The organism is Mesorhizobium sp. M0664, assembly GCF_040320565.1.
In the GTDB taxonomy this organism is placed as follows: Bacteria; Pseudomonadota; Alphaproteobacteria; order Rhizobiales; family Rhizobiaceae; genus Mesorhizobium.
This window is the reverse complement of record NZ_JAMYPW010000001.1, coordinates 325935-350749: the sequence shown is the minus strand read 5'-3', so window position 1 is coordinate 350749 and position 24815 is coordinate 325935. Positions and strand designations below refer to the sequence as shown.

The window sequence follows — 24815 nt, the reverse complement described above, 5'->3', positions numbered from 1 at the left end:
CCGGCATGTCCTTATTCCGCCTCGTCGGCCGACGCTGCGTTGAGTTGGCCGTACTTTTCTTCGCCGATCGAGGCGAGCAGGTCGAGTTGCGTCTCGAGGAAGTCGATGTGATCTTCCTCGTCAGCCAGCAATTCCTCGAACAGCTTCATCGTCACGTAGTCGCCTGCTTCGTTACAAACCTCGCGCGAACGCTTGTAGGCGGTGCGCGCGTCATATTCGCCGGCCAGATCGGATTCGAGCACTTCCTTGACATTCTGCCCGATGCGCAGCGGCGCCACGGACTGCAGGTTCGGATGGCCCTCGAGGAAGATGATGCGCGCCACGAGCCGGTCGGCATGGTGCATCTCCTCGATCGATTCAGCGCGTTCCTTCTTCGCCAGCTTGGCGTATCCCCAGTCTTCCAGCAGCCGGAAATGCACCCAGTATTGATTGACCGCCCCAAGTTCCAGAAACAGAGCCTCGTTAAGCCGCTCTATGATCTGCTGTTCGCCTTTCATGGGTTCTGCTCCCGTATTGGACGCGCAGGCCTCTGACGCGATCCAGGTGTGAAACGATGTCCACGCCACTCGCCGCCGAGCGGGCATGGTAATTTTCGGTGACCCGAATGATCGTTTCGACCACATTTGGGAAGCAGCCGCAACAGCGACCGCGCTTGTGCATGGCGTGATAGACCTTCGCCGGCACGATCAGCTGCCAGGGGTCCTCATCCAGCAGTCCGACGATCGTCTGCTCTATCTCCTTTTCGGTGATGATGTTGCAATGGCAGATCAGCATTTGTCGCTCTGGCTAACGTCGCTTCGTTGCGTCGCGTGGCTGGTGGTTTCGATAGTCTATTGGAACACCTTGTCCGGTGAATCGAGGCTGTCCGAGCCCTCGAAGGCTATCGCATTGAGCTTCAGGGTACCGACGGCGCGTTCGATCGACTTGGTCTGATCGACCAGCGCGTCGATCGCCGCCTGCACAGTGGCATTGCCTTCCGTGTTGCCTTCTCCGATCTGCTGGTCATAGGCCTCGCCGGCAAGCACCCGCGCCTTGATGGCCTCCATCTTGGCGACGGTGACGTCCAGTTTGTCCGACAATTCCTTGTCAACCGCCGGGTCGACCGCCTTGACCATGTCGGCCACCGACGGCCCCTCGACGACAGTGCCGTCGAGCCGCTTGTAGCTGCCGTGATAGGCGGCACGGATGCCGATCGCATCGTAAAGATGGGAGTTGTAGGTATTGTCGGAGAAGCAATCGTGCTCCTCTTCCGGGTCGTGCAACAAGAGGCCGAGCTTCATCCGCTCTCCGGCGAGCTCGCCATAGGACAGCGAGCCCATGCCGGTGAAGATGGTCGAAATGGCGGCGTTCAGCTCGCCATCGACAAGGTTCTTGCGGGCGGCGCCGCCTTCCTTCCAGTCGTCGACCATATCCTTTAGATCGGAAACCAGAAGGTCGCTCGCCGATTTCAGATACTGTCCGCGACGGTCGCAATTGCCGCCGGTGCAATTGGCGAGGTCGTAATCGGTGTAGGGCCGTTCGCCGGCGCCCGGACCGGTGCCGTGTAAGTCCTGACCCCAAAGCAAGAATTCGATGGCGTGATAGCCGGTCGCCACATTGGCCTCGATACCGCCGGCCTCCTGCAGTGTGCCGGAGAGGAACTCCGGCGTCAGCTCGGTGGCGTCGACCTTCTTGCCGTTGATCTCGATCGACTTGTTGGCGATCACATTGGCGGTGTAGAGCGCGTTGGCGTCCGACTCGGTGCCGTAGCTCTTGGCGACATAGTCGATCAAGCCTTCGTCGAGCGGCCAGGAGTTCACCTTGCCTTCCCAGTCGTCGACGATGGCATTGCCGAAGCGATAGACCTCGGTCTGCTGATAGGGAACGCGCGATGCCTTCCAGGCCTCGCGGGCGGCGTTCAGCGTTTCGGCAGATGGCTTGGCGAGCAGCGCATCGACAGCCTTGTCGAGCGCCTCGGCCGTGATCAGCGAATCCTCGTATTTGGCGAGCGCAATGTCGGAATAGGTCTTGATGACCGCCTTGGCATCGGTTTGCGCCTTGGCCGGCAGCACGAACACAGCCGCCGTCAGCATCGCCGTGGCGCCGATCGCTGCAAGCCTGCCGCCATACCGCGCGGTCATCATCGTTCTCATGACTGTCTCTCCTCGGGAATCAATGAAATGCCGGCGCCGCGGCGGGCAGTTGCCAGCGGGCAAAGAAGGGTCGCGCCATCGCGCGGTTCGCGGAAGAAAGACACCGAAATGCCTCCAATCGAAAGGGTTCAAGGCCCAGACATCAAAGGGATGCGCTGACGCGCGAGCTTCCATAAAACGGCGAAGACGCCGGATGTCAACTGGTGGCATAGAAAAACTTCAATTGAAACAACAGTTTAGAATTATTCTAAACTAGAACTGTCAACTTTAACACCGACGTATGAGGAATGCCGGCGCATGACGCAGTTGACAGGCGGCCGTTCCGGGTGCGACCCGGATCGGCGCTCTTGCGGCGGCGCCGGACAATCGCCACCTGGCGAGACGTCCTAGATTTGGATGAGGAATCGGGCTGTTATGAAGAACGGGATCGTCATTGTCGGTGCGGGTCATGCGGGCGTGCAAGCGGCCGCCAGCCTGCGCGAAGAAGGCTATGACGGCCCGGTGATCCTGGTCGGCGACGAAAACGAATTGCCCTATCACAAGCCGCCGCTGTCGAAGACCTTCATCAAGGATCAGCAAGCAAAGCCGCAGCCGTTGCGCGGCGAGGCTTTTTATACCGGCAGCGCCATCGACTTCCGGCCAGGCCTCCGGATCGAGCGCATCGATGTCGGCGGCCGCAGGCTGGGGATCTCGGGCGGCGGTGTGTTGCCGTTCGACCGGCTTGTCCTCGCCACCGGCGCGCGGCCGCGCCTGCTGCCGCTGCCGGGTTCGGAGCTTTCCGGCGTTGTGTCGCTGCGCTCGCTCGGCGATGCCCGCCTGATCCGCGAATTGAGCGCGCAAAGCGAGGAGGTCGTCATCCTCGGCGGCGGCTTCATCGGCCTGGAGATTGCCGCGACGCTCACCGCGGCAGGCCGCAAGGTTACGGTGGTCGAGGCGGTCGACCGGCTGCTCGGCCGCGCCGTGGCAGCGGTCATCGCCGGCCATGTGCGCCTGCGGCTGGAGGCCACCGGTGTGCGCATCCTTACCGGCACCACCATCGAACGGCTGGAGGACGAGAACGGCCGTGTTTCGGCTGCAATCACCTCATCCGGCGAAAGATTGCCGGCGCAGATGGTCGTCATCGGCATTGGCGTCGTGCCGAATGTCGAACTGGCCGAAGCCGCCGGCATTGCCATCGGCAACGGCATCCGCGTCGACCAGCAGATGCGTACGTCGGTGCCGGAAATCCTCGCCATCGGCGATGCCGCCTCCTACCGGCACTGGTTCACCGGCGGCGATGTGCGGCTGGAATCGGTACAGAACGCCACTGACCAGGCGCGGCTCGCCGCGCGCACCATCGTCGGCCACACCGACAATTACTCGGCAGTGCCGTGGTTCTGGTCCGATATCGGCGACATGAAGCTGCAGATGGTCGGCCTGATTGCGGGTGGCGACAGCCATGTCGTGCTGGGCGACGTGGCCGAGAACAAATTCTCGATCTACCACTATGCCGGAAGCCGGCTGCTCGGCATCGAATCGGTCAACCGGCCCGGCGACCACATGCTTGGCCGCAAGATGCTCGGCGCCGGCTTTTCGCCGTCGCCGCAGATTGTCGCGACCGGGCCGGGTGGACTGAAGGCGGCGCTCGCCGCCTTCCAGGAGCCTGTCCGCGCTGCGGGATAAGATCAAACCCAATCACCCTGAATGACCAAGTTCGACCGGGAGCTGACCTTCAAAATATATAGCGAAGTAAAGGAAACAGCGGTATTTTGACCAATTGAAATTCGTCGGGGGGTGCTCATGGCTCTATATGTCATTGGCGCAGGCATGGGTCGCACTGGCACATATTCGCTGAAGCTCGCGTTGGAGCATCTTGGGTTCGGGCCGTGTCATCACATGGCAGATGTCCACGCCAATCCCGAGCAGAAGGCGCTGTGGCGCGCCGCCGGACAGGGACAACTCCCGACCTGGGATGCGGCATATGCCGGCTATCTTTCCGCCGTCGATTGGCCAACGGCGCATTTTTGGCGCGAAGTGAGTGACCACTACCTTCATGCAAAGGTTATCCTGACAGTTCGTGACCCGGAAGCCTGGTATGACAGCATGGCGCAAACAATAGGGCTCACGATGGATGCTGCTACCAATGATCCACAGTCCTTTGGTGTGGCGGTGGTTGGAAACACTGTCTTTGGCGGTCGATTTGATAACCGTGATCACGCAATCGCTGTCTATGAAGCACATAACGCTTCCGTGAAATCAACGCTGCCACCTGAACGCCTTCTTACTTATCAGGCCTCCGAAGGGTGGGAGCCGCTTTGTGCCTTTCTCGGTGTACAGTTGCCTTCCGAACCGTTTCCACGCACCAATTCGACTGCCGAATTTCGTGCTCGCATAGGGCGTTGAACGGCGGCTTGCCACCTATCTCGGCCTTCGCCGCAGTTGAATCCTAGGCGATATCCTCGCCGCTCAGGCGGCGCAGGCCTCGCGGATCGAACTTTCCAGGATGTCGAGCGCCTCGTTCATGACTCCGTCCTGGATGGTGATCGGCGCGAGGAAGCGGATGACGTTGCCGTAGACGCCGCAGGTCAGCAGGATCAGGCCCTTGTCGAGCGCCTTCAGCCGGACCGCATTGGCGAGTTCCGGCGACGGCAGCCCCTTCGTCACATCGTTGAACTCGACCGCGTTCATGAAGCCGGGGCCTCTGATATCGACGATTTCCGGGGCTTCGTCGCGGATCGCTTGCAGGCGCTGCTTCAGCCGGTTGCCCAGCGTGTTGGCCCGGTCGCAGAGCTTCTCCTCGTCGATGACGTCGAGCACGGCATGCGCCGCGGCGACGCCGATCGGGCTGCCGCCATAGGTGCCGCCGAGTCCGCCGGGGTTCGGCGCATCCATGATCTCGGCACGCCCGGTGACCGCCGCCAAGGGGAAGCCGCCGGCCAGGCTCTTGGCCATGGTGGTGATGTCGGCCGCCACCTCGTGGTGGTCCATGGCGAACATCTTGCCAGTGCGGGCAAAGCCGGTCTGCACCTCGTCGGCGATCAGCAGCATGCCGTGCTGGTCGCAGATCTTGCGCAATGCGGTCATGAAGTCGCGCGGCGCCTCGTAGAAGCCACCCTCGCCCTGGACCGGCTCGACGATGATCGCGGCGACGCGGGCCGGATCGACGTCGGCCTTGAACAGCCGGTCGAGCGCAGCCAGCGAATCGGCGACCGACACGCCGTGCAGTGCAACCGGGAACGGCGCATGGAAGACATCCGCCGGCATGGCGCCGAAGCCGACCTTGTAGGGCACGACCTTGCCGGTGAGTGCCATGCCCATGAAGGTGCGGCCGTGAAAGCCGCCGGAAAAAGCGATGACCGCCGGCCGGCCGGTGGCGTTTCGGGCGATCTTGATCGCGTTCTCGACCGCCTCGGCGCCGGTGGTGACAAAAATCGTCTTTTTGTCGAACTTGCCGGGCAGCATGCCATTCAGCCGTTCGGCCAGCCTGATATAGCTCTCATAGGGCACGACCTGATAGCAGGTGTGGGTGAAGCGGTCGAGCTGCGCCTTGACCGCTTCGATCACCCTGGGGTGACGGTGCCCGGTGTTGACGACGGCGATGCCGGACGAGAAATCGATGTAGCGGCGGCCTTCCACATCCCAGATCTCCGAGTTTTCGGCGCGATCGGCATAGATCTGAGTGGTCATGCCGACGCCGCGCGAAATCGACTGGCTCTTGCGTTCGGAAATGGCTGAATTTGTCATCGTATCCCTCACCGGGCCGGCGCCCGCTCTCGTTTGATGGCTGTTGAGACTCTTCTGGGCTTATTTCAGGTTTTCCTCAAGTTGGCACTGGCGGCGGGTGATTGGGCCTGCCCGTCCGGCGGGCGACCTGACACAAAGTTGCCAAGTCCCGTTCCTTCGCGCCCCCCTCTGTCCTGCCGGACATCTCCCCCACAAGGAGGGAGATTGGCAGCTTCGTCGGCAGCGTTCCTTCTATAACGTTGGCGATTGGCGAAATCAGTGGTGACAGCCAATCTCCCCACCCGTGGGGGAGATGGCCGGCAGGCCAGAGGGGGGCGCGAAAGAACACGACGCGGGGAATTGAAAGCAAGCCTACTCACGCCGTCCGCACGAACCCCTCGCTGGCCCTCAGCAAATTGCGCGTATAATCCTTGGTGACACGGCGTTCGACAAGATCGTCCGCGGTCAGATTCTCCATCGCCTCGCCGTTCTGCATCACCATCAGCCGTTCGCACATGTGGGTGATGATGGCTAGGTCGTGGCTGACCATCAGGAAGGTCAGCTTGCGGCGGCGCCTGATCTCTTCCAGCAGGTTCAGCACCTCCGCCTGCACCGAAGCGTCGAGCGCCGAGGTCGGCTCGTCGAGCAGCAGGATCGACGGTTCCAGAATCAGGGCGCGGGCGATCGCCACGCGCTGGCGCTGACCGCCGGACAATTGATGCGAATAGCGAAAACGGAACCCGGTGCCGAGGCCGACCTCGTCGAGTGCCCGCTGGATGCGCTTTTCGCCGTGGGTGAAGCCGTGAATGGCGAGCGGCTCCTGCAGCAGGCGGTCGACGGTCTGGCGCGGGTGCAGCGAACCGTACGGGTCCTGGAAGACCATCTGCACCTCGCGGTAGAACGCCTTGTCGCGACGCGCGCCGAGCGTTTTGCCGTTGACCGCGATGGTGCCTGATGCGGCCGGCGCCAGGCCGGCGATTGCCCTGAGCAACGTCGACTTGCCGGAGCCGGACTCGCCGACCAAGCCGAAGGATTCACCGGATTCGACCTCGAGGCTGACGCCTTTCAACGCGCGGAAGCGGTCGAAGACCACCTCCAGCCTGTCGACGGAAAGGGCTGCCGTCATGCTGCCCACTCCGGCTTGCGGTCGAGCACCGGCAGCGGGTGACGGTCGGCGCCGATCTTGGGCATGCAGTTGAGCAGGCCGCGCGTATAGGGATGCTGGGCGCGGCCGAGCTCCGAGGCTTTGAGCTGTTCGACCACCTTGCCAGCATACATGACGATGACACGATCACAGAAGGACGAGACCAGGCGCAGATCGTGCGAGATGAAGATCAGCCCCATGCCGCGCTCGCTGACCAGCCGGTCGAGGATGCCGAGCACGTCGAGCTGGACAGTGACGTCGAGTGCCGAGGTCGGCTCGTCGGCTATCATCATTTCCGGCCCGGCGATCAGCATCATGGCGATCATGGCGCGCTGGCCCATGCCGCCGGAAACCTCGTGCGGATGCAGGTCGAAGACACGGGCCGGATCGCGGATCTGCACAGCCTCCAGCATGGCCAGCGCGCGGTCGCGGGCTTCGGCCTTGGAGACCTTCTCATGCGTGCGCAGCGTCTCGACGATCTGGCGGCCGATGCTCATCACCGGGTCGAGCGAATATTTCGGATCCTGCAGGATCATGGCGATACGCTTGCCGCGCAGCGCGCGGCGCTCGCGCGCCGAGGCGGCCAGCAGGTCGATGCCGTCAAAAGCGAGCGTCTTCGCGGTCACATCGGCCTGCGGCGGGGTGACGCCCATGATGGCGCGGCCGGTCTGCGACTTGCCCGAACCGCTCTCGCCGACGATGCCGAGCCGCTCGCGGCCGAGCGAGAAGGAAACGCCGCGCACTGCCTCGATCAGGCCGGTGCGCGTCGGGAAGGTAACGCGCAGGTCGTCGACTTCGAGAAGCGTGCTCATTGGTCGCCACTCATTGGTCACCGCTTCGGGGATCGAGCGCGTCGCGCAGTCCGTCGCCGAGTAGGTTGAAGCCGAGGCTGACGATGAGGATGGCAAAGCCCGGAGCACCCGCCACCCACCACTGGTCGAGCACGAAGCGGCGGCCCGACGCGATCATCGCGCCCCATTCGGGCAGCGGCGGCTGCGCGCCGAGGCCGAGGAAGCCGAGGCCGGCAGCGGTCAGGATGATGCCGGCCATGTCGAGCGTCACCCTGATGATCAGCGAGGAGATGCACAGCGGCATGATGTGGCGAAGCACGATGCGAAACGGCGAGGCGCCCATCAATTGCACCGCCTTGATATAATCGGAATTGCGCGCCGTCAGCGTTTCGGCGCGGGCAATGCGGGCATAGGGAGGCCACGAGGTGATGGCGATGGCAAGCACGGCATTTTCGATGCCGGGGCCGAGCGCCGCGACAAAGGCCAGCGCCAGGATCAGCTTCGGAAAGGCGAGAAAGATGTCGGTGATGCGCATCAGGATCGCATCGGTCCAGCCGCCGGCGTAACCGGCGACGGTGCCGACCAGCAAGCCGATGGGCGCGGCGATAATGGCAACCAAAACGACGACGTAGAGTGTCCAGCGCGAGCCGAAGATGATGCGCGAATAGATATCGCGGCCGAGATCGTCGGTGCCGAACCAGTGCGCCGCACTCGGCGCCAGGAGCCGCGAGCCCTTGAGGTCGCCGAATGTCGGTGAATAGGGCGCCAGCACATCGGCGAACGCCGCGACCACCAGCAGGGCGACGATGATGAGCAGCCCGAGAAACGCCAGCCGGTTGGCGGAAAAGCGCCGCCACGCCACATAGGCGCGGCCGAGCCTCGCCTGCACGCGCGACGCCGGCCGCTCGCTGAGCAGCCAGTCGCGGCGGGTTTGAATCGCTTCCGTGCTCATCCTGTCTTGGTCCTCATCCTGCCTTGGTCCTTGGATCGAGCAGCCGGTAGAGCAGGTCGGAGAGTAGATTGATGGCGATGAAGACCGAGCCGATGATGATGGTGCCGCCGAGCACGGCGTTTATGTCGGCGTTCTGAAGGGAATTGGTGATGTAGAGGCCGATACCCGGCCACGAAAACACCGTCTCGGTCAGCACCGAGCCTTCGAGCAGCCCGGCATAGGACAGAGCGATCACCGTGACCATCGGCACCGCGGCGTTGCGCAGCGCGTGGCCCCAGATGATGCGCGTTTCCGACAGGCCCTTGGCGCGCGCCGCGACGATATATTCCTGGGTGAGTTCGTTCAGCATGAACGAGCGTGTCATGCGGCTGATATAGGCGAGCGAGAAATAGCCGAGCAGCGAGGCCGGCAGGATGATGTGGCGGAAGGCATCGGCAAATACGTCCCACTGCCGCTGCCAGAGTGCATCGAGCAGATAAAAGCCGGTAATCGGCGTGAAGGTGTATTCGTAGACGACGTCGAGGCGGCCGGGAAAGGCGATCCATTGCAGCTTGGCGTAGAACAGCACCAGCGCCAGCAGCCCCAGCCAGAAGATCGGCACGGAATAGCCGACAAGGCCGATGATCCGCACGATCTGGTCGATGATGCTGCCGCGCCGCACCGCGGCCAGCACACCGAGCGGCACGCCGATCACCGAACCGATCAGCGTCCCCAGCGTCGCCAGTTCGAGGGTTGCCGGAAAGGCGCGGCGGATATCTGTCATCACCGGATTGGTGGTCAGCACCGAAGTGCCGAAATCGCCGTTCAGGGCATGTTTGACATAGATGTAGAACTGCTCGACCAGCGGCAGGTCGAGGCCCATCTCGCGGCGCGTGCGCTCGACGACATTGGCCGGCGCCCGGTCCCCGAGCACTGCCAGCACCGGGTCGATCGGAATGACACGGCCGATGAAGAAAGTCACCGCGAGCAGACCTAGATAGGTCGTTATCGCGATAACCAGGAACCGGGCGATCGATGAGGCCACGGCAACAGCACGGGCGCCACCGCGCCCTGCCGTCACTTCGCTTTCAGCCACACTCATGCGGCGCGTCCGCCGGCGTCACTCTTTCGAGACGGGACCGACGAAGTTGGTGTCGAAGCTCGGGCCGAGCGCGAAGCCCTTGAGGCTCTTGCGCAGGCCGGCCACTTCCAGCTGCTGGTGGATGATGACGAAGGGGCTGGTATCGAGGATCTTCTTCTCGAGATCCTGGTACATTGCGGCGCGCTTGGCCGCGTCCTTCTCGACAAGGGCCGCTTCGGTCTGCTTGGTCAGGTCCGGGATGTCCCAGGCGTTGCGCCAGGCAAGGGTCTTGGTCTTGCCTTCATCCGAATTGTCGGGGTTGCTGGCGAAGGTCTGGGCATTGGAGTTCGGATCGAAATAATCCTGGCCCCACTGACCGATATAGATGTCGTGGTTACGGGCGCGGTATTTGGTCAGCGTCTGCTTGCCGTCGCCGGGGATGATCTCCAGCTTGATGCCGGCCTGTCCCAGCGTCTGCTGGATCGATTCCGCCATGCCGGTCTGCGGTTGGACGCTGCGCACGTCCATGGTGACGCTGAAGCCGTCGGCGAGGCCGGCCTTGGCGAGCAGCTCTTTGGCCTTAGCAACGTCGAGTTTGAACGGGTTTTCGTCCAGCTCGCCGAGCACGCCTTTCGGCAGGAAGGTCTGATGGATCTCGCCGATGCCCTTGAGGATGGTCGACCCCAGGGCGTCGTAGTCGACCAGATATTTGAACGCCTGGCGAACTTCGGGCTTGGCGAGGTTCGGGTTCTTCTGGTTGAGGCTGATGTAATAGACGGTGCCCTTCGGCGCCGAGGTGGTGGTGAGGTCGGCATTCTTGGCGATGGCATCGAGGTCGTTCGGCTCAAGATTGCGGGCGACGTCGATATCGCCGGCTTCGAGCGCCAGGCGCTGGCCCGAGCTTTCCTTCATATTGCGATAGATAACGCGGGCAAGCTTGGCTTTTTCGCCGTAGTAATTGTCGTTGCGCTCCAGCACGACGGCCTCGTTGGCCCGCCATTCGCGCATTTTGAAGGCACCGGAGCCGGCATAGCCGGTCTTCAGCCAGGCGTTGCCGAAATCATTGTCCCATTTGTAGTCGGCGCTCGGCGTGACCGCGGCGACATGCTCCTTAACCAGCTTGGCATCGACGACCGAGGCGACGGTCGCCGACAGACAGTTCAAGACGAAGCTTGGCGCATAGGCCTTGTCAACGGTGAACTGGAAGGTCGTATCGTCGACGGCCTTGGCTTTGTCGGTGACGTTGCCGCCATTGAGGCCGAGCTGGCCGATGATGAAGGCCGGGCTCTTGTCGAGCTTGATGGCGCGTTCGAACGAATAGGCGACGTCGGCCGCCGTGATCGGATTGCCGGAGGCGAATTTGAGGCCGGGCTTGAGCTTGAATGTGTAGGTCAGGCCGTCGTCGGAGACGCTCCAGCTTTCGGCGAGATCGCCCTTGACCTTGGATGTGTCGCTGAGGTCGAGGCGTACCAGAAGATCATAGGTGTTGCCGGTGACCTCTGCGGTCGACAATTCGAATGCTTCGCCCGGATCCATGGTGATGATGTCGTCGATGGCGAAACCCTCGACCAGCGTGTCGGCGGGCGTGACCGCGAAGGCAGGCGCACCGGCCAGAAGCAGCGCGGACATGGCCGCGCCCGCGAGCAAGAAGCGGGAGCGTAGAGCAAACTTTTCCATCATCATTTTAACTGTTCCCTGTTTTTGTTGACCTGAGTTCCCGGCTCAGAGTTGTGGCATTTCTTGCCGCGTCGAACGGTGATCCCCGGACCGTTGTCTCGGCAATTTTTTGTGCGGTTCCGGTTCACCATATCCGGCGGTTTCGAGCGCGGCAACGAGCATTTGCAGAACGGTCGATTGGGCCAGACCGGCGGTGCAAAAATCCGGCTATTTCAGCGCGGTAACCAGGTCGGCGTCGGGAAAGCAGGTAGCGGAACGGCCGTTGCTGGCCTGCCATTTGCCGATCGAGCGGCGCGTCTTGAAGCCAGGCAGGCCGTCGGCGCTGCCGACATCGTAGCCCTTAGCTTCCAGCGCCCGCTGCAGGGCGGCGATGTCGGAGCGGTAGAGCCCGCCGACCGCGCCCCAATTGCCCGAGAAATTGCTGTCGCCATGGGCGATGCGATCGGCGCCATGGCCGATGAACAGGGCATAGAGATCGCTGGTGTTATACTGCTTCAGCACATAGAAATTGGGGGTGACGATGAAGGCCGGGCCGCTACGCCCGGCCGGCATCAAAAGAAAGCCCTCGGCTTTCAGTTCGCTCGCCGGGAACGGTTTACCCGACACACGCCTGATGCCCATATCAGCCCATTGGGAAATCTTCTTGCCCTGGTCCGGACCTTCGAGCGAGCACGAGACGCTGTCCGGCACAGTCACCTCGAAGCCCCAGCCGCGGCCCCTGACCCAGCCATAATGGACGAGATAATTGGCGATCGATGCCAGTATGTCGGGCGTCGAATTCCAGATGTCGGTGCGGCCGTCGCCATCGAAATCGACGGCATGCTTGAGGAACGATGTCGGCATGAACTGCGGCTGGCCAAGCGCGCCTGCCCAAGACGATTTCATCGCGCCGACCGGGGCAAGCCCGCGCTCGACGATCTCGAGCGCAGCCAAGAGCTCGGTGCGGAAGAATTCCTTCTTGGTCGACATGAACGCCTTGGTGCCCAGCACCTCGAAGGCGTCATAAGGCATCTTCGCCGCGCCGAAGCCGCTCTCGCGGCCCCAGATCGCCAGCAGCACTTCGCCAGGCACGCCGTAGCGTTTCTCGATCGCGGCAAGAGTCCCAGCGTTGGTCGCCTCGCGGGTGCGGCCGCCGGCGGTCACCGCTCGGACTATCTTTTCAGCGAAATAGGCGCCCGGCGAACCGAACTCGGCCTGATGCTGCTTCTGCGGCGTCGTCGCCTTCTCGCCCGGCTTCACCAGGTCGGGCAGCTTCAGGTCCGGCCTGACGCCTTCGAAGGCGGCATCGAAGGTTTTCCTGGAGATGCCTTTGGCCTTGGCTTCGGGCCAGAGGTCGTTGCTGAGCCAGGCGTGGAACTGGTCGTCGATTTTTGCGGCGGAGACCGGGGTGGCGAGGAGGAAGGCGAGAAAGAACGCGACGGCCAGCCTGCGAAGTCGGCATCCTGTCGCGCCCCCCTCTGTCCTGCCGGACATCTCCCCCTCCAGGGGGGAGATTGGCTGTCGCGTCTGTTTTCGCCAATCTTCAACGTCGCAAGCTTGGCCGGGATATCGAGGCTGCCAATCTCCCCCCTCGTGGGGGAGATGTCCGGCAGGACAGAGGGGGGCGCGACGGAACGCAATCATCTCGGAAGCACTCTCCCCGCCGCTCGCCTCAAAACACCGTCCGCGAGCGCAGTGCGGCGGCCAGCGTGCCTTCGTCGAGATAATCGAGTTCGCCGCCGACCGGAACACCGTGCGCCAGGCGCGTCACCTTGATGTCGAAGCCGGAAAGCTGGTCGGTGAGGTAGTGCGCGGTGGTCTGGCCCTCGACCGTGGCGTTGACGGCGAGGATCACTTCCTTGACTTCGCCGCCGGCGACGCGGTCGACCAGCGAACGGATGTTGAGCTCATCAGGACCAATGCCGTCGAGCGGCGACAGCGTACCGCCGAGCACATGGTAGCGCACGTTCATGGCTGTCGCCCGCTCCAGCGCCCAAAGGTCGGCCACGTCCTCGACGACGATGAGCATAGTGGGGTCGCGGCGGGGGTCGGTGCAGATCATGCATGGATCCGAGGTATCGACATTGCCGCAGGTCGAGCAGATGCGCACCTTGTCGACCGCCTCGCCCATGGCGGCGGCGAGCGGCGCCAGCAGCTGTTCCTTCTTCTTGATGAGGTGGAGTGCTGCGCGCCGTGCCGAACGCGGACCGAGCCCCGGCACCTTGGCCAGCAGCTGGATCAGGCGTTCGATCTCGGGACCGGCGATTCGCTTCGACATCGCACCGGTTTAGGATTTTTCAACGCGTTTTGGAACTCTGCTGAGGCGGGCGACCGAGCAATCGCTTCAGGCTTGAATTCGCCCGTCACCCTTTTCCGGGCGTTGGCGCTGCCCCTCACCCGCCTGCCGGCGACCTCTCCCCGTATAGTGACGGGGAGAGGAACGCTCTTATCGACGGTTTCGCCAATCATCATCGTTGCAGAATGTACGCCAGGATTGCGGCCGTCCCACTTCTCCCCGTCACTATACGGGGAGAAGTGCCCGGCAGGGCGATGAGGGGCGGCGCCGACTCCTCGTATTTGTCCGAAGCGACTGCAAGCCACTAGGGCCCTCAGTTTTCTTCCAGTGGCCGGGTCTGGCCGGCGATCATCGCGCCGATGGCGTCGGTGTTCTCGGGCGTCGCCTCGAACGACATTGTCGGCTCTGGCGGCACGGCCTGGAAGGAGGTGACAGGCCGCTCGCTCACGGTTCCGCCAAAACGGGCCGCATCCGGCTCCTGCATTGGTTCCTGCAGCGCCACAAGCATCGGCTTCTCCGCCGTCGTCTTCTCCGGGGTCGCCTTTCCGGCGGTCACCCTTGTCTGCTTTGCCGGCAGCGATGCTGCGGCGGTCACATAGGTTGCCTTGGCGAATGTCGGCTTGACCTCGCGAGCCGGCTCCGCCGAGGCGACAAGTATGGCCTGAGCGGCAGGCGCTTGCGGCTTGGCCTGGGCCATGGCGACCACCGGCTCGTCCGGCAGCGGCTGCCAGTTGCGGCCGCGCTTTTCATAGAAGGCATTGCCGCCGGCGACCATGGTGTAGTGCATGTTCTTGTAGGGGAAGCGCAGGCCGGCGGTGTGGAAGAACATGGTATTCTTCAGCTTGGCTTTGCGCTCGCCCTTGAGCACCGCCTCGGCGGCTTCCTCGACGTCGGGCATCGCCTTCGAATTCATCGGCCGTGTCATGACGCCCGGCGCGAACTGCCCGCGCTCGCCGACGACCTGGCAGATGGTGTTGCCGTGATTGCCGGACCGCAACCGGTTCATCACCACCGTGCCGACCGCAATCATGCCGTCACGGCTCGACCGGTTGGACTCGAAGAACATTGCCCGCTCCAGGCATTCCTTCTCCTTCGGCGTGGAATTGTAGGAGCGCGAGCTCAGGAAACTCGGCGTAATGGCATCGGTCAGGCTGGACATGCCGTGCGAGGCGGTCTGACTGCAAGCGGCCAAAAACAGCGGCGAGATAACGACGCCGAGCCGCAACGGCGTCTTCCATCGGGTAGAGATCAACAGGTGTCCCCTCAATTCTGCTGCCAGCCCGCCCCTGGTTGCGGCAAGAATGAGACACTTTCAGGCAAAAAGATGGCTAAAGCGTTATTAAGTGTGGGGAGTTGCCTAATAGACACAGCTGGCGGTGGAGCGAGCACTGGGCCGCTGCACTCTTCGGCCACTGTAACGGCATACCGATTGACTAGCGCGTCGCGTTCGACCGGCTTATGCGACGCGCTTTAGGTTCTTGTTTTGATGCATGTCGTTATCGCAAAACCGCTGCACACTTTTGCGCGACATGCACTAGCCTTAGAACGGCAGTTTCATTCCCGGCGGGATCGGTAGGCCCGCGGTCAGCGCCCTGGTCTTCTCCTGCATGATCTGCTCGACCTTGGTCCTGGCGTCGTTGTGGGCAGCGAGAAGCAGGTCCTCGAGAATCTCGACCTCGTCCTCCTTGAACAGCGCCGGGTCGATCTTCAGCGACTTCATCTCGAATTTGCCGGTCAGCGTCACGCTGACCAGGCCGCCGCCGGCCTGCCCGGTGGCTTCCAGCGTGGCGATCTCATCCTGCATGGCCTGGAACTTGGCCTGCATTTCCTTTGCCTTGCCCATCATGCCGAGAAGGTCTTTCATCGCACTGTCCTTTGCAGCTGGTCCAGGTTGTTCAGGTTTCGTCGTCGTCGGCCGGCGGCTCGACCGGCACTTCGGCCTCGTCGGCTTCCGGCGCATCGGGAATGCGCACGTCGATGATCTTGGCACCGGGAAAGCGCGCCAGGATGGCGGCGACCGTCGGGTCGCTCTTGGCATCGAGGAAGGCGTTTTCGCGCTTTGTCGATTCCATCTCGGCCAAGGTCTGGCCGCCCTCGTCCTTCGACAGCGACACCAGCCAGTTGCGGCCCGTCCAGGCGCGCAGCTTGGCGGTCAAATCATTGAGCAACATCTTCGGCGCATCGTCGGTCAGGCTGACGTCGATACGACCGGGCTCGATGCGCACCAGGCGCACGCAACGCTTCACCAGCACCTTGAAGGCCATGTCGCGCTGGGCGTCGGCAAGGGCGATAATGTCGGCCAGCGATTTCACCGGCACCGGCGACGCCTCGACCGCCGGCTCCGGCGGAGCAACGAAGTTGGTCGGCACGGGCTCGGCCTCGACCAGGCGCATCGTCTCGACCAGGCGCATTGTCTGGGCGCCGCCATTGGACGTCGGCATCCGCGCCTGCGCCACGGCGCCGGCACCACCGCCTGCAGGCGCATGGTTTGCGGGGCCGGGGCTTGCCGGCGTGCCATTCGCGCGCGGCGCGGCACCCGGCAGTGTACCGCCGTTCTCCAGCGATTTCAGCGCCTCGTCCAGCGTCGGCAGGTCGGCGGCATGGGCCAGCCGGATCAGCACCATCTCGGCGGCGCTGACCGGGCGGTTGGAGGTCTGCACCTCGGGAATACCTTTCAAGAGGATCTGCCACGTCCGCGACAGCACCTTGACCGACAGCGTGCTGGCGAAATCGGCGCCGCGCCGGCGCTCGTCCTCGGACAGCGAGGCGTCGTCGATGGCAGCCGGCACGAAACGCAGACGGGTGACCAGATGATTGAACTCGGCAAGGTCGGTCAGCACCGCGGCAGGATCGGCGCCGGTATCGTACTGGGCACGGAATTCGGCAAGTGCGGCGGCGACGTCGCCCTTCATGACATGTTCGAACAGGTCGACGATGCGGGCACGGTCGGCAAGGCCGAGCATAGCACGCACCGCTTCGGCGCTGACCGCGCCGCCGCCATGGGCGATCGCCTGGTCGAGGATGGACTGCGCATCGCGCATCGAGCCTTCGGCCGCGCGCGCGATCATCGCCAGCGCATCGTCTTCGACTTCGATGCCCTCCAGACGGGCTATCCTGGCAAGGTCGGCCTTGATCATTGCCGCATCGATGCGCCTGAGGTCGAAACGCTGGCAGCGCGACAGGACGGTGATCGGCACCTTGCGGATTTCGGTGGTGGCGAAGATGAACTTGACGTGCGGCGGCGGCTCTTCCAGCGTCTTCAGCAGGCCGTTGAAGGCCTGGTTGGAAAGCATGTGCACTTCGTCGATGATGTAGACCTTGTAGCGCGCCGACACCGGGGCGTAGCGCACACGCTCGATGATGTCCCTGATGTCGTCGATGCCGGTATGCGAGGCGGCGTCCATCTCGATGACGTCGACATGCCGGCCTTCCATGATCGCCTGGCAATGCTCGCCGAGCACGGCAAGGTCGACGGACGGCTGGTCGACGGTCGATGTTTTGTAGTTCAGGGCCCGCGCGAGTATGCGCGCGGTCGTCGTCTTGCCGACGCCACGCACGCCGGTCAGCATCCAGGCCTGGGCGATGCGGCCGGTGGCAAAGGCATTGGTCAACGTGCGGACCATCGGCTCCTGGCCGATCAGTTCGGAGAAATTCGACGGTCGGTATTTGCGCGCCAGCACGCGGTAGGCGGCAGGCTTGTCCAATTTCCCGGCCTCGTTTCCGGCTTCGCTCATTCGCCCGTTAAGCTCCAAGGGCTGCCACTGGAGGCGGCCGATTCCTGCGCATAGTTTCGCCCGCGCGGCTTGGCGCCGTCAATGTCGGGGTAAAAGGCGAAGAGGCGGGAGGCTGGAACAATGACCCGTTCCGGGCTCGTTAGGGCTGCTTCCTTCCGGACCTGACCCGGTTGGCGAGTGGACCGTCCACCACCAACCTCCCAACCTCCATATCGGCAATCCGGCGATGAAATGCAAGTGCGGATGATAGGGTCCTTGAGCGATGGCGAAAGCTGAAACCAAAAACCCGCCTCGGCGGGCGGGTCGTTGGTGCGAATAATCACCATAGCGAGATTAGTAGCATAGCTGCCGGCACAAAGCAAGAACAAAATGTGGCCGCGATCAAAATCGTCAATCTCGGCGGGGCAGCGCCAAGCTGATGCAATTTGCCCGGGCCTCACTTCTTCGCGCACAATCAGCGCCGCGACGGCCAATGTTGGTTGCTGCCCCTTGCGGCCCTTCGGAAGCCGCTCTAGCGTCGATGGAGTTCAAAAAACGTCAAAAAGTGAGGGAAACGCCGATGCTGCCGGGCCTCAAGGCCGGATTCACGCTTGACGCCCAGCTGGAAGCCGACAGCGAACAGCTGATGTGGCTCGGCCTGTGCGAATTGCGCGTCATGAACGACCGCCGCTGGCCATGGCTGCTGCTGGTGCCGCAGCGGCCGGGCATCGAGGAAATCCACGACATGACGCCGCTGGACCAGGCGATGCTGACCTTCGAGACCAACATGGTGGCGCTGGCGCTGAAGCGGGTGACCGGCTGCACCAAGATCAACACCGGCGCACTCGGCAACATCGTGCGCCAGCTGCATGTACACGTCATTGCGCGCTCGGAAGGCGATCCCGGCTGGCCTGGCCCGGTGTGGGGGCACGGCCTGCGCGAGCCCTATCAGCGCTCCGACCTTCGCAAGTTTGCGGAAAAGATCAAGGCAGCGTTATAAGCCTCTCCGTGTCCACCTTGAACCTTCCCGAGTCTGCATGAGCTTTCGCCTGTTTGACGCGCCCTTGCGCGAGCCGAGCCAGTTCGTCGGCTTCGCCGGCAACGTTATCGACCGGCAGTCCGAAAACCGCGCCGACGATTCCGTCGAAAAGGCACTCGCCGATCCCTCGGCGCGGCTTTTGCTGATGCGTGGCGGCCGGCTCTATTTGAAGCTTGCGCAAGGCGCATTCGACCCTTGGTTCGGCGTGGCCGAATGCCGGCCGCTCGAAGCATCGCTCGAAAACGGCGTCCTGCTCGGTTTTTCCGAAAGCGGCCCGGTGCTGGCGGTGCCGGCCGGGGTCGAGCCCGAGCAGCTTCCCGAGACGATCAAGGCGATCGACTATCGCTCGGTCTATATGCAGGGGCTGATCGACGAAGCGGCGGCCGGCGCGCTGGCGCAAGGGGCGGCGCTGCTCGCCTGGCATGCCAGCCATCGCTTCTGCAGCAAATGCGGCACCGAAGCCGCGATGCGGGCGGGCGGTTACAAGCGGCATTGCCCGGCCTGCGGTACGGAGCACTTTCCGCGCACCGACCCGGTGGCGATCATGCTGACGGCAACACGCGAAAAATGCCTGCTCGGCCGCGGCCGGCATTTCGGGCCCGGCATGTATTCGGCGCTCGCCGGTTTCATCGAGCCGGGCGAGACGATCGAGGCGGCGGTGCGCCGCGAAACGCTGGAGGAAGCCGGCATCAGGCTCGGCCGCGTCGTCTACCACGCCAGCCAGCCCTGGCCGTTTCCCTATTCGCTGATGATCGGCTGCTTCGGCGAACCGCTCAACGACGATATCCAGCCCGACCTCAACGAGCTGGAAGATTGCCGCTGGTTCTTTCGCGACGAGGTGCTCTCGATGGTGGCCCGCGAGCATCCGGGCGGCCTGGTGACACCGCCGAAGGGGGCGATCGCCTATAACCTCATCCGCGCCTGGGCTGACAGCGCGTGACACGAAGACGCAGGAGCAAAAAATGATCCGTCACACCGTCGTGTTCACGCTGAAACACCCGCCGCATTCGCTCGAGGAAAAACGGTTCCTCGCCGACGCCAAGAGGATTCTCACGGCGATAAAGGGCGTCACGCATTTCGAGCAGTTGCGGCAGGTCAGTCCCAAGAACGACTACCGCTTCGGCTTCTCGATGGAGTTTGCCGATCAGCGGGCCTATTCCGGCTATAACGACCATCCCGACCACGTCGCCTTCGTCCGCGACCGCTGGATCCCCGAGGTCGAGGCGTTTATGGAGATCGACTACGTGCCGCTCGGCTGGGGCTGAGACTGGAAAGCGGCGCTCTAAAAAATTAATACCCGGCGTCGCGATCCACTACATTTTCCAGCGCTTCGCCGCGCTCGAAAGCATCCATCTGACGCAGCATGATCGGCGCCAGGTGGACCGGATCGGAGGTTGCCGCCGCGTGCGGCGTCACGAACACTTTGGGGTGGCTCCATAGCGGGCTGGTCTTCGGCAGCGGCTCGACCTCGAAAACGTCGAGGCTGGCTTCCTTCAGCGTGCCGTCGTCCAGCGCGCGCAAAATGTCGGCGTCCTTCTGCAGCCTGCCGCGCCCGGCATTGATCAGCACTGAGCCGCCGAGCCCGTTGCGCTTGCGCAGCTCCTTCAGCACGCTGTGGTTGATGATGCCGTGCGTCTGCGGCGTCAGCGGCAGCAGCACCACCAGGATATCGGTGGCGTTGAGGAACGGGATCAGGCCGGCCTCGCCCGCGTAAGTCGAGACACCTTGCATCGGCCGGTCGCTGCGCGACCAGCCATTGACGGGAAAGCCGAGCGACAACAGCACCGATGCCGCCGCGCGGCCAAGCGTGCCGAGCCCCATAATGCCGACCGAGATGTCGCTGGCCGGCCGCTGCTGCGGTTCATGCCAGATCTTCTTCTGCTGCTGGGCGCGGTAGAGCATGCCCTGGCGATGGTGGTCGAGCACCCGCCAGACGACGTATTCGGTCATGTACTGGGTCAGGTTGTCGGCCACCACCTTGACGACCGGTACGTCGGGCAAGGTGGGATCGGCGAAGATGTGGTCGACGCCGGCGCCGATCGAGAAGATGGCGCGCAGATTGGGCAGCGACGACAACAGGTTCGGCCGCTGTTTCCACACCACCGCATAGGTGATCGAGGGATCGCCGGCGCCGTTCGGCTCGAGCACCACCTCGCGCTCCGCCGACAGCAGTTCGCGCCAGCGCAGCGGATGAATACCGGTGAGGGCAAGCAGGATGCGGCCTTTTTCCATTGCGGATTGTTTTTCCCTTTTTACCAACAGCGTTCGCGTCCCGACGCGCAAGGCGCGGCTGCGTTTTGATTTTGTGCATGATCTCTGGCGAAAATCTACTCGCTGACGATGCCGACCGGCGCCGTTTCGATCTTGAAGGCGGCCGAGATCAACGCCTTTGTATAGTCGGTCCGCGGTTTGCCAAAAATCTGTTCGGAAGGACCGGCCTCGACGATCCTGCCATTGCGCATGACGATGACTTCGTTGGCGAGCGCGCGGATGACCCTCAGATCGTGGCTGATGAAGAGGTAGGCGAGGTCGTGCTTGGCCTGCAGGCTGCGCAAGAGGTCGACGACCTGCGCCTGCACGCTCATGTCGAGCGCCGAGGTCGGCTCGTCCAGCATGACGAAACGCGGGTTGAGCACCATGGCGCGCGCGATGGCGACGCGCTGGCGCTGGCCGCCGGAGAATTCGTGCGGATAGCGGTTGCGCGTCGCCGGATCGAGGCCGACTTCCTTCAGCACGTCGACGACACGCTCGTCGCGCGCATCAGGCGACAGCTTCGGCTCATGGATCTTCAACCCTTCCTCGATGATCTCGGCGACCGACATGCGTGGACTGAGCGAACCGAACGGATCCTGGAAGACGATCTGCAACTCGCGCCGCAACGGCCGCATTTCGTTGAAGGACAGCTGATCGATGCCGCGTCCGTTGAACTGGATGTTCCCGGTCGACGAGATCATCCTGGCCAGCGCCAGGCCGAGCGTCGTCTTGCCTGAGCCGGATTCGCCGACGACGCCAAGCGTCTGACCGGCCCGTACGGTGACGTCGATGCCGTCGACCGCCTTCACATTGTCGACGGTGCGCCGGAAGAAGCCCTTCTTGATCGGGAACCAGACCTTGACGTCCTTGCCGACCATCACCGGCTTGGCGGCCTGGTTGGCCGCCGGCGGCTTGCCTTTCGGCTCGGCGGCAAGCAGATGCCGCGTGTAGGCGTGCTGCGGATTGGCGAATATCTCGTTGGTCGGGCCGGTCTCGACGATCTTGCCCTTGGTCATCACGCAGACCCGGTCGGCGATCTTCCTGACGATGCCGAGATCGTGGGTGATGAACAGCATCGACATGTTCTTGCGGCTTTTCAGGCCGGCCAGCAATTCGAGGATCTGCGCCTGGACGGTGACGTCGAGCGCCGTCGTCGGCTCGTCGGCGATCAAAAGTTCAGGCTCGTTGGCCAGCGACATGGCGATCATGACGCGCTGGCGCTGGCCGCCGGAAAGCTGGTGCGGATAGGCGTCAAGCCGCTTCTCCGGCTCGCGGATGCCGACCTCGTGCAGAAGTTCCAGCGTGCGCGCCTTGGCTTTGCGATCGCCCAGGCCCTGATGCAGCTTCAATACCTCGACGATCTGCTGCTCGATCGTATGCAGCGGGTTGAGCGAGGTCATCGGCTCCTGGAAGATCATGGTGATCTTGTTGCCGCGCACGCGGCGCAGGTCTCTCTCGTCGGCGGCAAGCAGGTCGGCGCCGAGGAACAGTATCCTTCCCGACGGGTGGCTGGCGGTCGGATAGGGCAGCAGCTTCAGCACCGACAGCGCGGTGACCGACTTGCCGGAGCCGGATTCGCCGACCAGCGCCACCGTCTCGCCCTTGGCAAGGTCGAAGGAAATATGGTCGACGGCGATCGACTGGTCGCCGGCTTGCGTGAAGGCGACGCTGAGATCCTGGACCGAAAGCAGCGGGGTGTCGCTCATCTGAACGTCTTGCGCGGATCGAAGGCGTCGCGCGTGGCCTCGCCGACGAAGACCAGCAGCGACAGCATCAGCGAGATGACGACGAAGCCGGAAATGCCGAGCCAGGGCGCGTTGAGGTTGCGCTGTGCCTGCTTCAACAGTTCACCGAGCGAGGCGGAGCCGGGCGGCAGGCCGAAGCCGAGATAGTCGAGCGAGGTCAGCGTCGAGATCGAGCCGCTGAGCAGGAACGGCAGGAAGGTCAGCGTCGCCACCATGGCGTTGGGCAGCAGATGCCGGAACATGATGGTGACGTTGGACACGCCGAGCGCGCGCGCCGCATTGACATATTCGAAGTTACGGGCGCGCAGGAACTCGGCCCGCACCACGCCGACCAGTGCCACCCAGGAGAACAGCAGCATCAATCCGAGCAGGATGAAGAAGCCGGGCGGCAGGATGGCGGCAACGATCAGGAGCAGATACAGCACCGGGATCGCCGACCAGATCTCGATGAAGCGCTGGAACAGAAGATCGGTCCAGCCGCCGAAATAGCCCTGCAGAGCGCCGGCCGCCACGCCGATCAGCGCCGAGCCGGCAGTCAGGATCAGGCCAAACAGCACCGAGATCCTGAAGCCGTAGATGACGCGCGCCAGCACGTCGCGGGCCTGGTCGTCGGTGCCCAGCCAGTTCCAGTTGCCGACGTTGCAATTGGGGTCTGCCTCGCCTTTCGGATACTGGTTGCAGCGCGTCTTCTTGTCGTAGAGCCAGGACGGCTTGGTCGGTGCTGCTTCGGGAATAGCGTTGTTGACGGTCTGGTAGGAGTAGCGCACCGGCGGCCAGACCATCCAGCCATTGGCGTTGATCTCGTCCTGGATGACCGGGTCGCGGTAGTCGGTGACCGCATAGAAGCCACCGAACTTCTCCTCGGGATAGGCGACCAGGACCGGAAACAGGATCTCGCCCTTGTAGGAGGCGATGATCGGCTTGTCGTTGGCGATCAGTTCGGAAACCAGCGACAGCACGAACAGGAACAGGAAAATCCACAACGACCAGTAGCCGCGCCGGTTGGACTTGAAGTTCTGCAGGCGCCGCTGGTTGAGCGGCGACAGAAAGGGCCGCGCGATCCGAGCCGGCGCCGTTTCGGCCATGGTCCGCGCCATCAGACGTCTCTCCGCTCGAAATCGATGCGCGGATCGACCCAGGTATAGATCAGATCGGACAGCAGCCCGACGAACAGGCCAAGCAGCGAGAAGATGTAGAGATTGGCGAAGACCACCGGATAGTCGCGCTGCACCACCGAGTTGAAACCAAGCAGGCCGAGGCCGTCGAGCGAAAAGATGTTCTCGATCAGCAGTGACCCGGTGAAGAATGCCGAGATGAAGGCACCGGGAAAACCGGCGATGACGATCAGCATGGCGTTGCGGAAGACGTGGCCATAAAGCACCTGCCGCTCCGACAGGCCCTTGGCGCGGGCGGTGACCACATATTGCTTGCGGATTTCCTCGAGGAAGGAATTCTTGGTCAAAAGCGTCGTCGTGGCGAAGGCCGACAGCACCAGCGCCGTCAGCGGCAGGGTCATATGCCAGAAATAGTCGACGATCCGCTGCGGCCAGGACAGCTGGTCCCAATTGTCGGAGGTGATGCCGCGCAGCGGAAACCAGTCCCAGAACGAGCCGCCGGCAAACAGAACCATCAGCAAGATGCCGAACAGGAAGCCCGGAATCGCGTAGCCGACGGTGACGACGCCGCTGGTCCAGACGTCGAAAGTGGAGCCGTCCTTGACCGCCTTGCGGATGCCGAGCGGGATCGAGATCAGGTAGGACAAAAGCGTGATCCACAGCCCGATCGAGATCGACACCGGCATCTTTTCCAGGATCAGGTCGAGCACCGATATGTCGCGGAAATAGCTGTCGCCGAAATCGAAGCGGAGATAGTTCCACAGCATCATGCCGAAGCGCTCGAGCGGCGGCTTGTCGAAGCCGAACTGCTTCTCCAGCTTCTTGATGAATTCCGGATCGAGCCCTTGCGCGCCGCGGTATTTCGAGCCGACGTCGCCGGCGACATCGACATTGGCGCCGCCCGCATCGCCCCCGCCGCCGCCAAGGCGATCGCTGCCGCCCTGGTTGGTCAGCCTGGCGATGACCTGCTCGACCGGCCCGCCTGGAGCAAACTGGATGACGGCAAATGACACCGCCATGATACCGAACAGGGTCGGGATCATCAAAAGGATGCGGCGCAATATGTAGGCGCCCATCAGGCTTTACCCTCCTTGAGGACGACCATTGTGTCTGAAGGTGCCCCTAAGGCAATCGCCCCAGGCCAATTGCCGAAGACGGTGCCGCCCTTCATTGTCCTGCCGGACATTTCTCCCCGTATAGTGACGGGGAGAAAGGGG

The 24815-nt window shown here is 63.2% G+C and carries 23 protein-coding genes and 1 other RNA gene; 5 read left to right on the top strand and 19 right to left on the bottom strand.

Annotation, left to right across the window (positions count from 1 at the left end):
* Positions 1-11: 11 nt before the first annotated feature.
* The 3 genes from bfr to NKI39_RS01535 are packed head-to-tail and all read right to left on the bottom strand — an operon-like array spanning position 12 to position 2120.
* Positions 12-497: a bacterioferritin gene (bfr, locus tag NKI39_RS01545; protein WP_352767061.1), complete on the bottom strand. Its 486-nt coding sequence runs from the start codon at positions 495-497 to the stop codon at positions 12-14.
* Entirely contained in the window at positions 463-774 is a 312-nt protein-coding gene (locus tag NKI39_RS01540; RefSeq protein ID WP_023676882.1) for a (2Fe-2S)-binding protein, read from the bottom strand. The genes bfr and NKI39_RS01540 overlap by 35 nt, the downstream gene beginning before the upstream one ends.
* 56 nt (positions 775-830) lie before the next feature.
* Positions 831-2120 (bottom strand): imelysin family protein, encoded by a 1290-nt coding sequence (locus NKI39_RS01535; RefSeq protein WP_352767418.1) that lies wholly within the window; start codon positions 2118-2120, stop codon positions 831-833.
* 426 nt (positions 2121-2546) lie between these two features.
* Between NKI39_RS01535 and NKI39_RS01530 the strand changes: the two genes are divergently transcribed.
* Together NKI39_RS01530 and NKI39_RS01525 are read left to right on the top strand one after the other, a co-directional pair.
* The gene (locus tag NKI39_RS01530; RefSeq protein ID WP_352830443.1) at positions 2547-3794 is read left to right on the top strand and encodes an NAD(P)/FAD-dependent oxidoreductase; all 1248 of its coding nucleotides are present in this window, start codon (positions 2547-2549) and stop codon (positions 3792-3794) included.
* Positions 3795-3911: 117 nt separating this feature from the next.
* The gene (locus tag NKI39_RS01525; RefSeq protein ID WP_352813714.1) at positions 3912-4514 is read left to right on the top strand and encodes a sulfotransferase family protein; all 603 of its coding nucleotides are present in this window, start codon (positions 3912-3914) and stop codon (positions 4512-4514) included.
* A gap of 63 nt (positions 4515-4577) precedes the next feature.
* Here the strand turns inward: NKI39_RS01525 and NKI39_RS01520 are convergent, their stop codons facing one another.
* The 12 genes from NKI39_RS01520 to ffs form a co-directional block, all read right to left on the bottom strand.
* On the bottom strand, positions 4578-5855 hold the full coding sequence (locus tag NKI39_RS01520; RefSeq protein WP_352767067.1) for a 4-aminobutyrate--2-oxoglutarate transaminase: 1278 nt from the start codon (positions 5853-5855) through the stop codon (positions 4578-4580).
* A 355-nt stretch (positions 5856-6210) separates the two neighbouring features.
* The gene (locus NKI39_RS01515) at positions 6211-6960 is read right to left on the bottom strand and encodes an ABC transporter ATP-binding protein (protein ID WP_352830440.1); all 750 of its coding nucleotides are present in this window, start codon (positions 6958-6960) and stop codon (positions 6211-6213) included.
* A complete protein-coding gene (locus NKI39_RS01510) occupies positions 6957-7790 on the bottom strand; it encodes an ABC transporter ATP-binding protein (protein ID WP_352767069.1) in 834 nt (277 codons plus the stop codon). Before NKI39_RS01510 ends, NKI39_RS01515 begins: the two co-directional genes overlap by 4 nt.
* Before the next feature lie 10 nt (positions 7791-7800).
* Positions 7801-8721 carry a nickel transporter permease gene (gene nikC / locus NKI39_RS01505; RefSeq protein ID WP_352830436.1) on the bottom strand — a complete coding sequence of 307 codons (921 nt, stop codon included), beginning with the start codon at positions 8719-8721 and terminating at the stop codon, positions 7801-7803.
* A gap of 13 nt (positions 8722-8734) precedes the next feature.
* Positions 8735-9802 (bottom strand): ABC transporter permease, encoded by a 1068-nt coding sequence (locus NKI39_RS01500; RefSeq protein ID WP_352830433.1) that lies wholly within the window; start codon positions 9800-9802, stop codon positions 8735-8737.
* Between the two features lie 18 nt (positions 9803-9820).
* A complete protein-coding gene (locus NKI39_RS01495) occupies positions 9821-11464 on the bottom strand; it encodes an ABC transporter substrate-binding protein (RefSeq protein WP_352767075.1) in 1644 nt (547 codons plus the stop codon).
* Positions 11465-11665: 201 nt separating this feature from the next.
* Positions 11666-12931, bottom strand: a complete 1266-nt coding sequence (locus NKI39_RS01490) for a lytic murein transglycosylase (RefSeq protein ID WP_352767077.1) — start codon at positions 12929-12931, stop codon at positions 11666-11668.
* Positions 12932-13109: 178 nt separating this feature from the next.
* The gene (gene recR / locus NKI39_RS01485; protein ID WP_352767079.1) at positions 13110-13715 is read right to left on the bottom strand and encodes a recombination mediator RecR; all 606 of its coding nucleotides are present in this window, start codon (positions 13713-13715) and stop codon (positions 13110-13112) included.
* 331 nt (positions 13716-14046) lie between these two features.
* Entirely contained in the window at positions 14047-14985 is a 939-nt protein-coding gene (locus tag NKI39_RS01480; protein WP_352830429.1) for a cell wall hydrolase, read from the bottom strand.
* Positions 14986-15273: 288 nt separating this feature from the next.
* Positions 15274-15597 carry a YbaB/EbfC family nucleoid-associated protein gene (locus NKI39_RS01475; RefSeq protein ID WP_352470044.1) on the bottom strand — a complete coding sequence of 108 codons (324 nt, stop codon included), beginning with the start codon at positions 15595-15597 and terminating at the stop codon, positions 15274-15276.
* A 31-nt stretch (positions 15598-15628) separates the two neighbouring features.
* Positions 15629-17467, bottom strand: a complete 1839-nt coding sequence (locus NKI39_RS01470) for a DNA polymerase III subunit gamma/tau (RefSeq protein ID WP_352767084.1) — start codon at positions 17465-17467, stop codon at positions 15629-15631.
* A gap of 104 nt (positions 17468-17571) precedes the next feature.
* Positions 17572-17668: signal recognition particle sRNA small type (gene ffs, locus NKI39_RS01465), an RNA gene on the bottom strand.
* A 358-nt stretch (positions 17669-18026) separates the two neighbouring features.
* Between ffs and NKI39_RS01460 the strand changes: the two genes are divergently transcribed.
* Genes NKI39_RS01460 through NKI39_RS01450 form a run of 3 tightly spaced genes read left to right on the top strand, consistent with a single transcriptional unit; the run spans position 18027 to position 19750 of the window.
* The gene (locus tag NKI39_RS01460; protein ID WP_023676868.1) at positions 18027-18446 is read left to right on the top strand and encodes an HIT family protein; all 420 of its coding nucleotides are present in this window, start codon (positions 18027-18029) and stop codon (positions 18444-18446) included.
* Positions 18447-18483: 37 nt separating this feature from the next.
* Positions 18484-19425, top strand: coding sequence for an NAD(+) diphosphatase (gene nudC / locus NKI39_RS01455; protein WP_352830426.1), 942 nt, complete (start codon positions 18484-18486; stop codon positions 19423-19425).
* A gap of 22 nt (positions 19426-19447) precedes the next feature.
* The gene (locus NKI39_RS01450) at positions 19448-19750 is read left to right on the top strand and encodes a Dabb family protein (protein ID WP_023676866.1); all 303 of its coding nucleotides are present in this window, start codon (positions 19448-19450) and stop codon (positions 19748-19750) included.
* Positions 19751-19775: 25 nt separating this feature from the next.
* Here the strand turns inward: NKI39_RS01450 and NKI39_RS01445 are convergent, their stop codons facing one another.
* The 4 genes from NKI39_RS01445 to NKI39_RS01430 form a co-directional block, all read right to left on the bottom strand.
* Complete coding sequence (locus tag NKI39_RS01445) at positions 19776-20717, bottom strand: 2-hydroxyacid dehydrogenase (RefSeq protein WP_352613864.1); 942 nt, start codon at positions 20715-20717, stop codon at positions 19776-19778.
* 95 nt (positions 20718-20812) lie between these two features.
* Positions 20813-22444: an ABC transporter ATP-binding protein gene (locus NKI39_RS01440; protein ID WP_352767090.1), complete on the bottom strand. Its 1632-nt coding sequence runs from the start codon at positions 22442-22444 to the stop codon at positions 20813-20815.
* Complete coding sequence (locus tag NKI39_RS01435; RefSeq protein WP_352767092.1) at positions 22441-23580, bottom strand: ABC transporter permease; 1140 nt, start codon at positions 23578-23580, stop codon at positions 22441-22443. Before NKI39_RS01435 ends, NKI39_RS01440 begins: the two co-directional genes overlap by 4 nt.
* A complete protein-coding gene (locus NKI39_RS01430) occupies positions 23580-24674 on the bottom strand; it encodes a microcin C ABC transporter permease YejB (protein WP_352830422.1) in 1095 nt (364 codons plus the stop codon). The genes NKI39_RS01435 and NKI39_RS01430 overlap by 1 nt, the downstream gene beginning before the upstream one ends.
* Between the last annotated feature and the right edge of the window lie 141 nt (positions 24675-24815).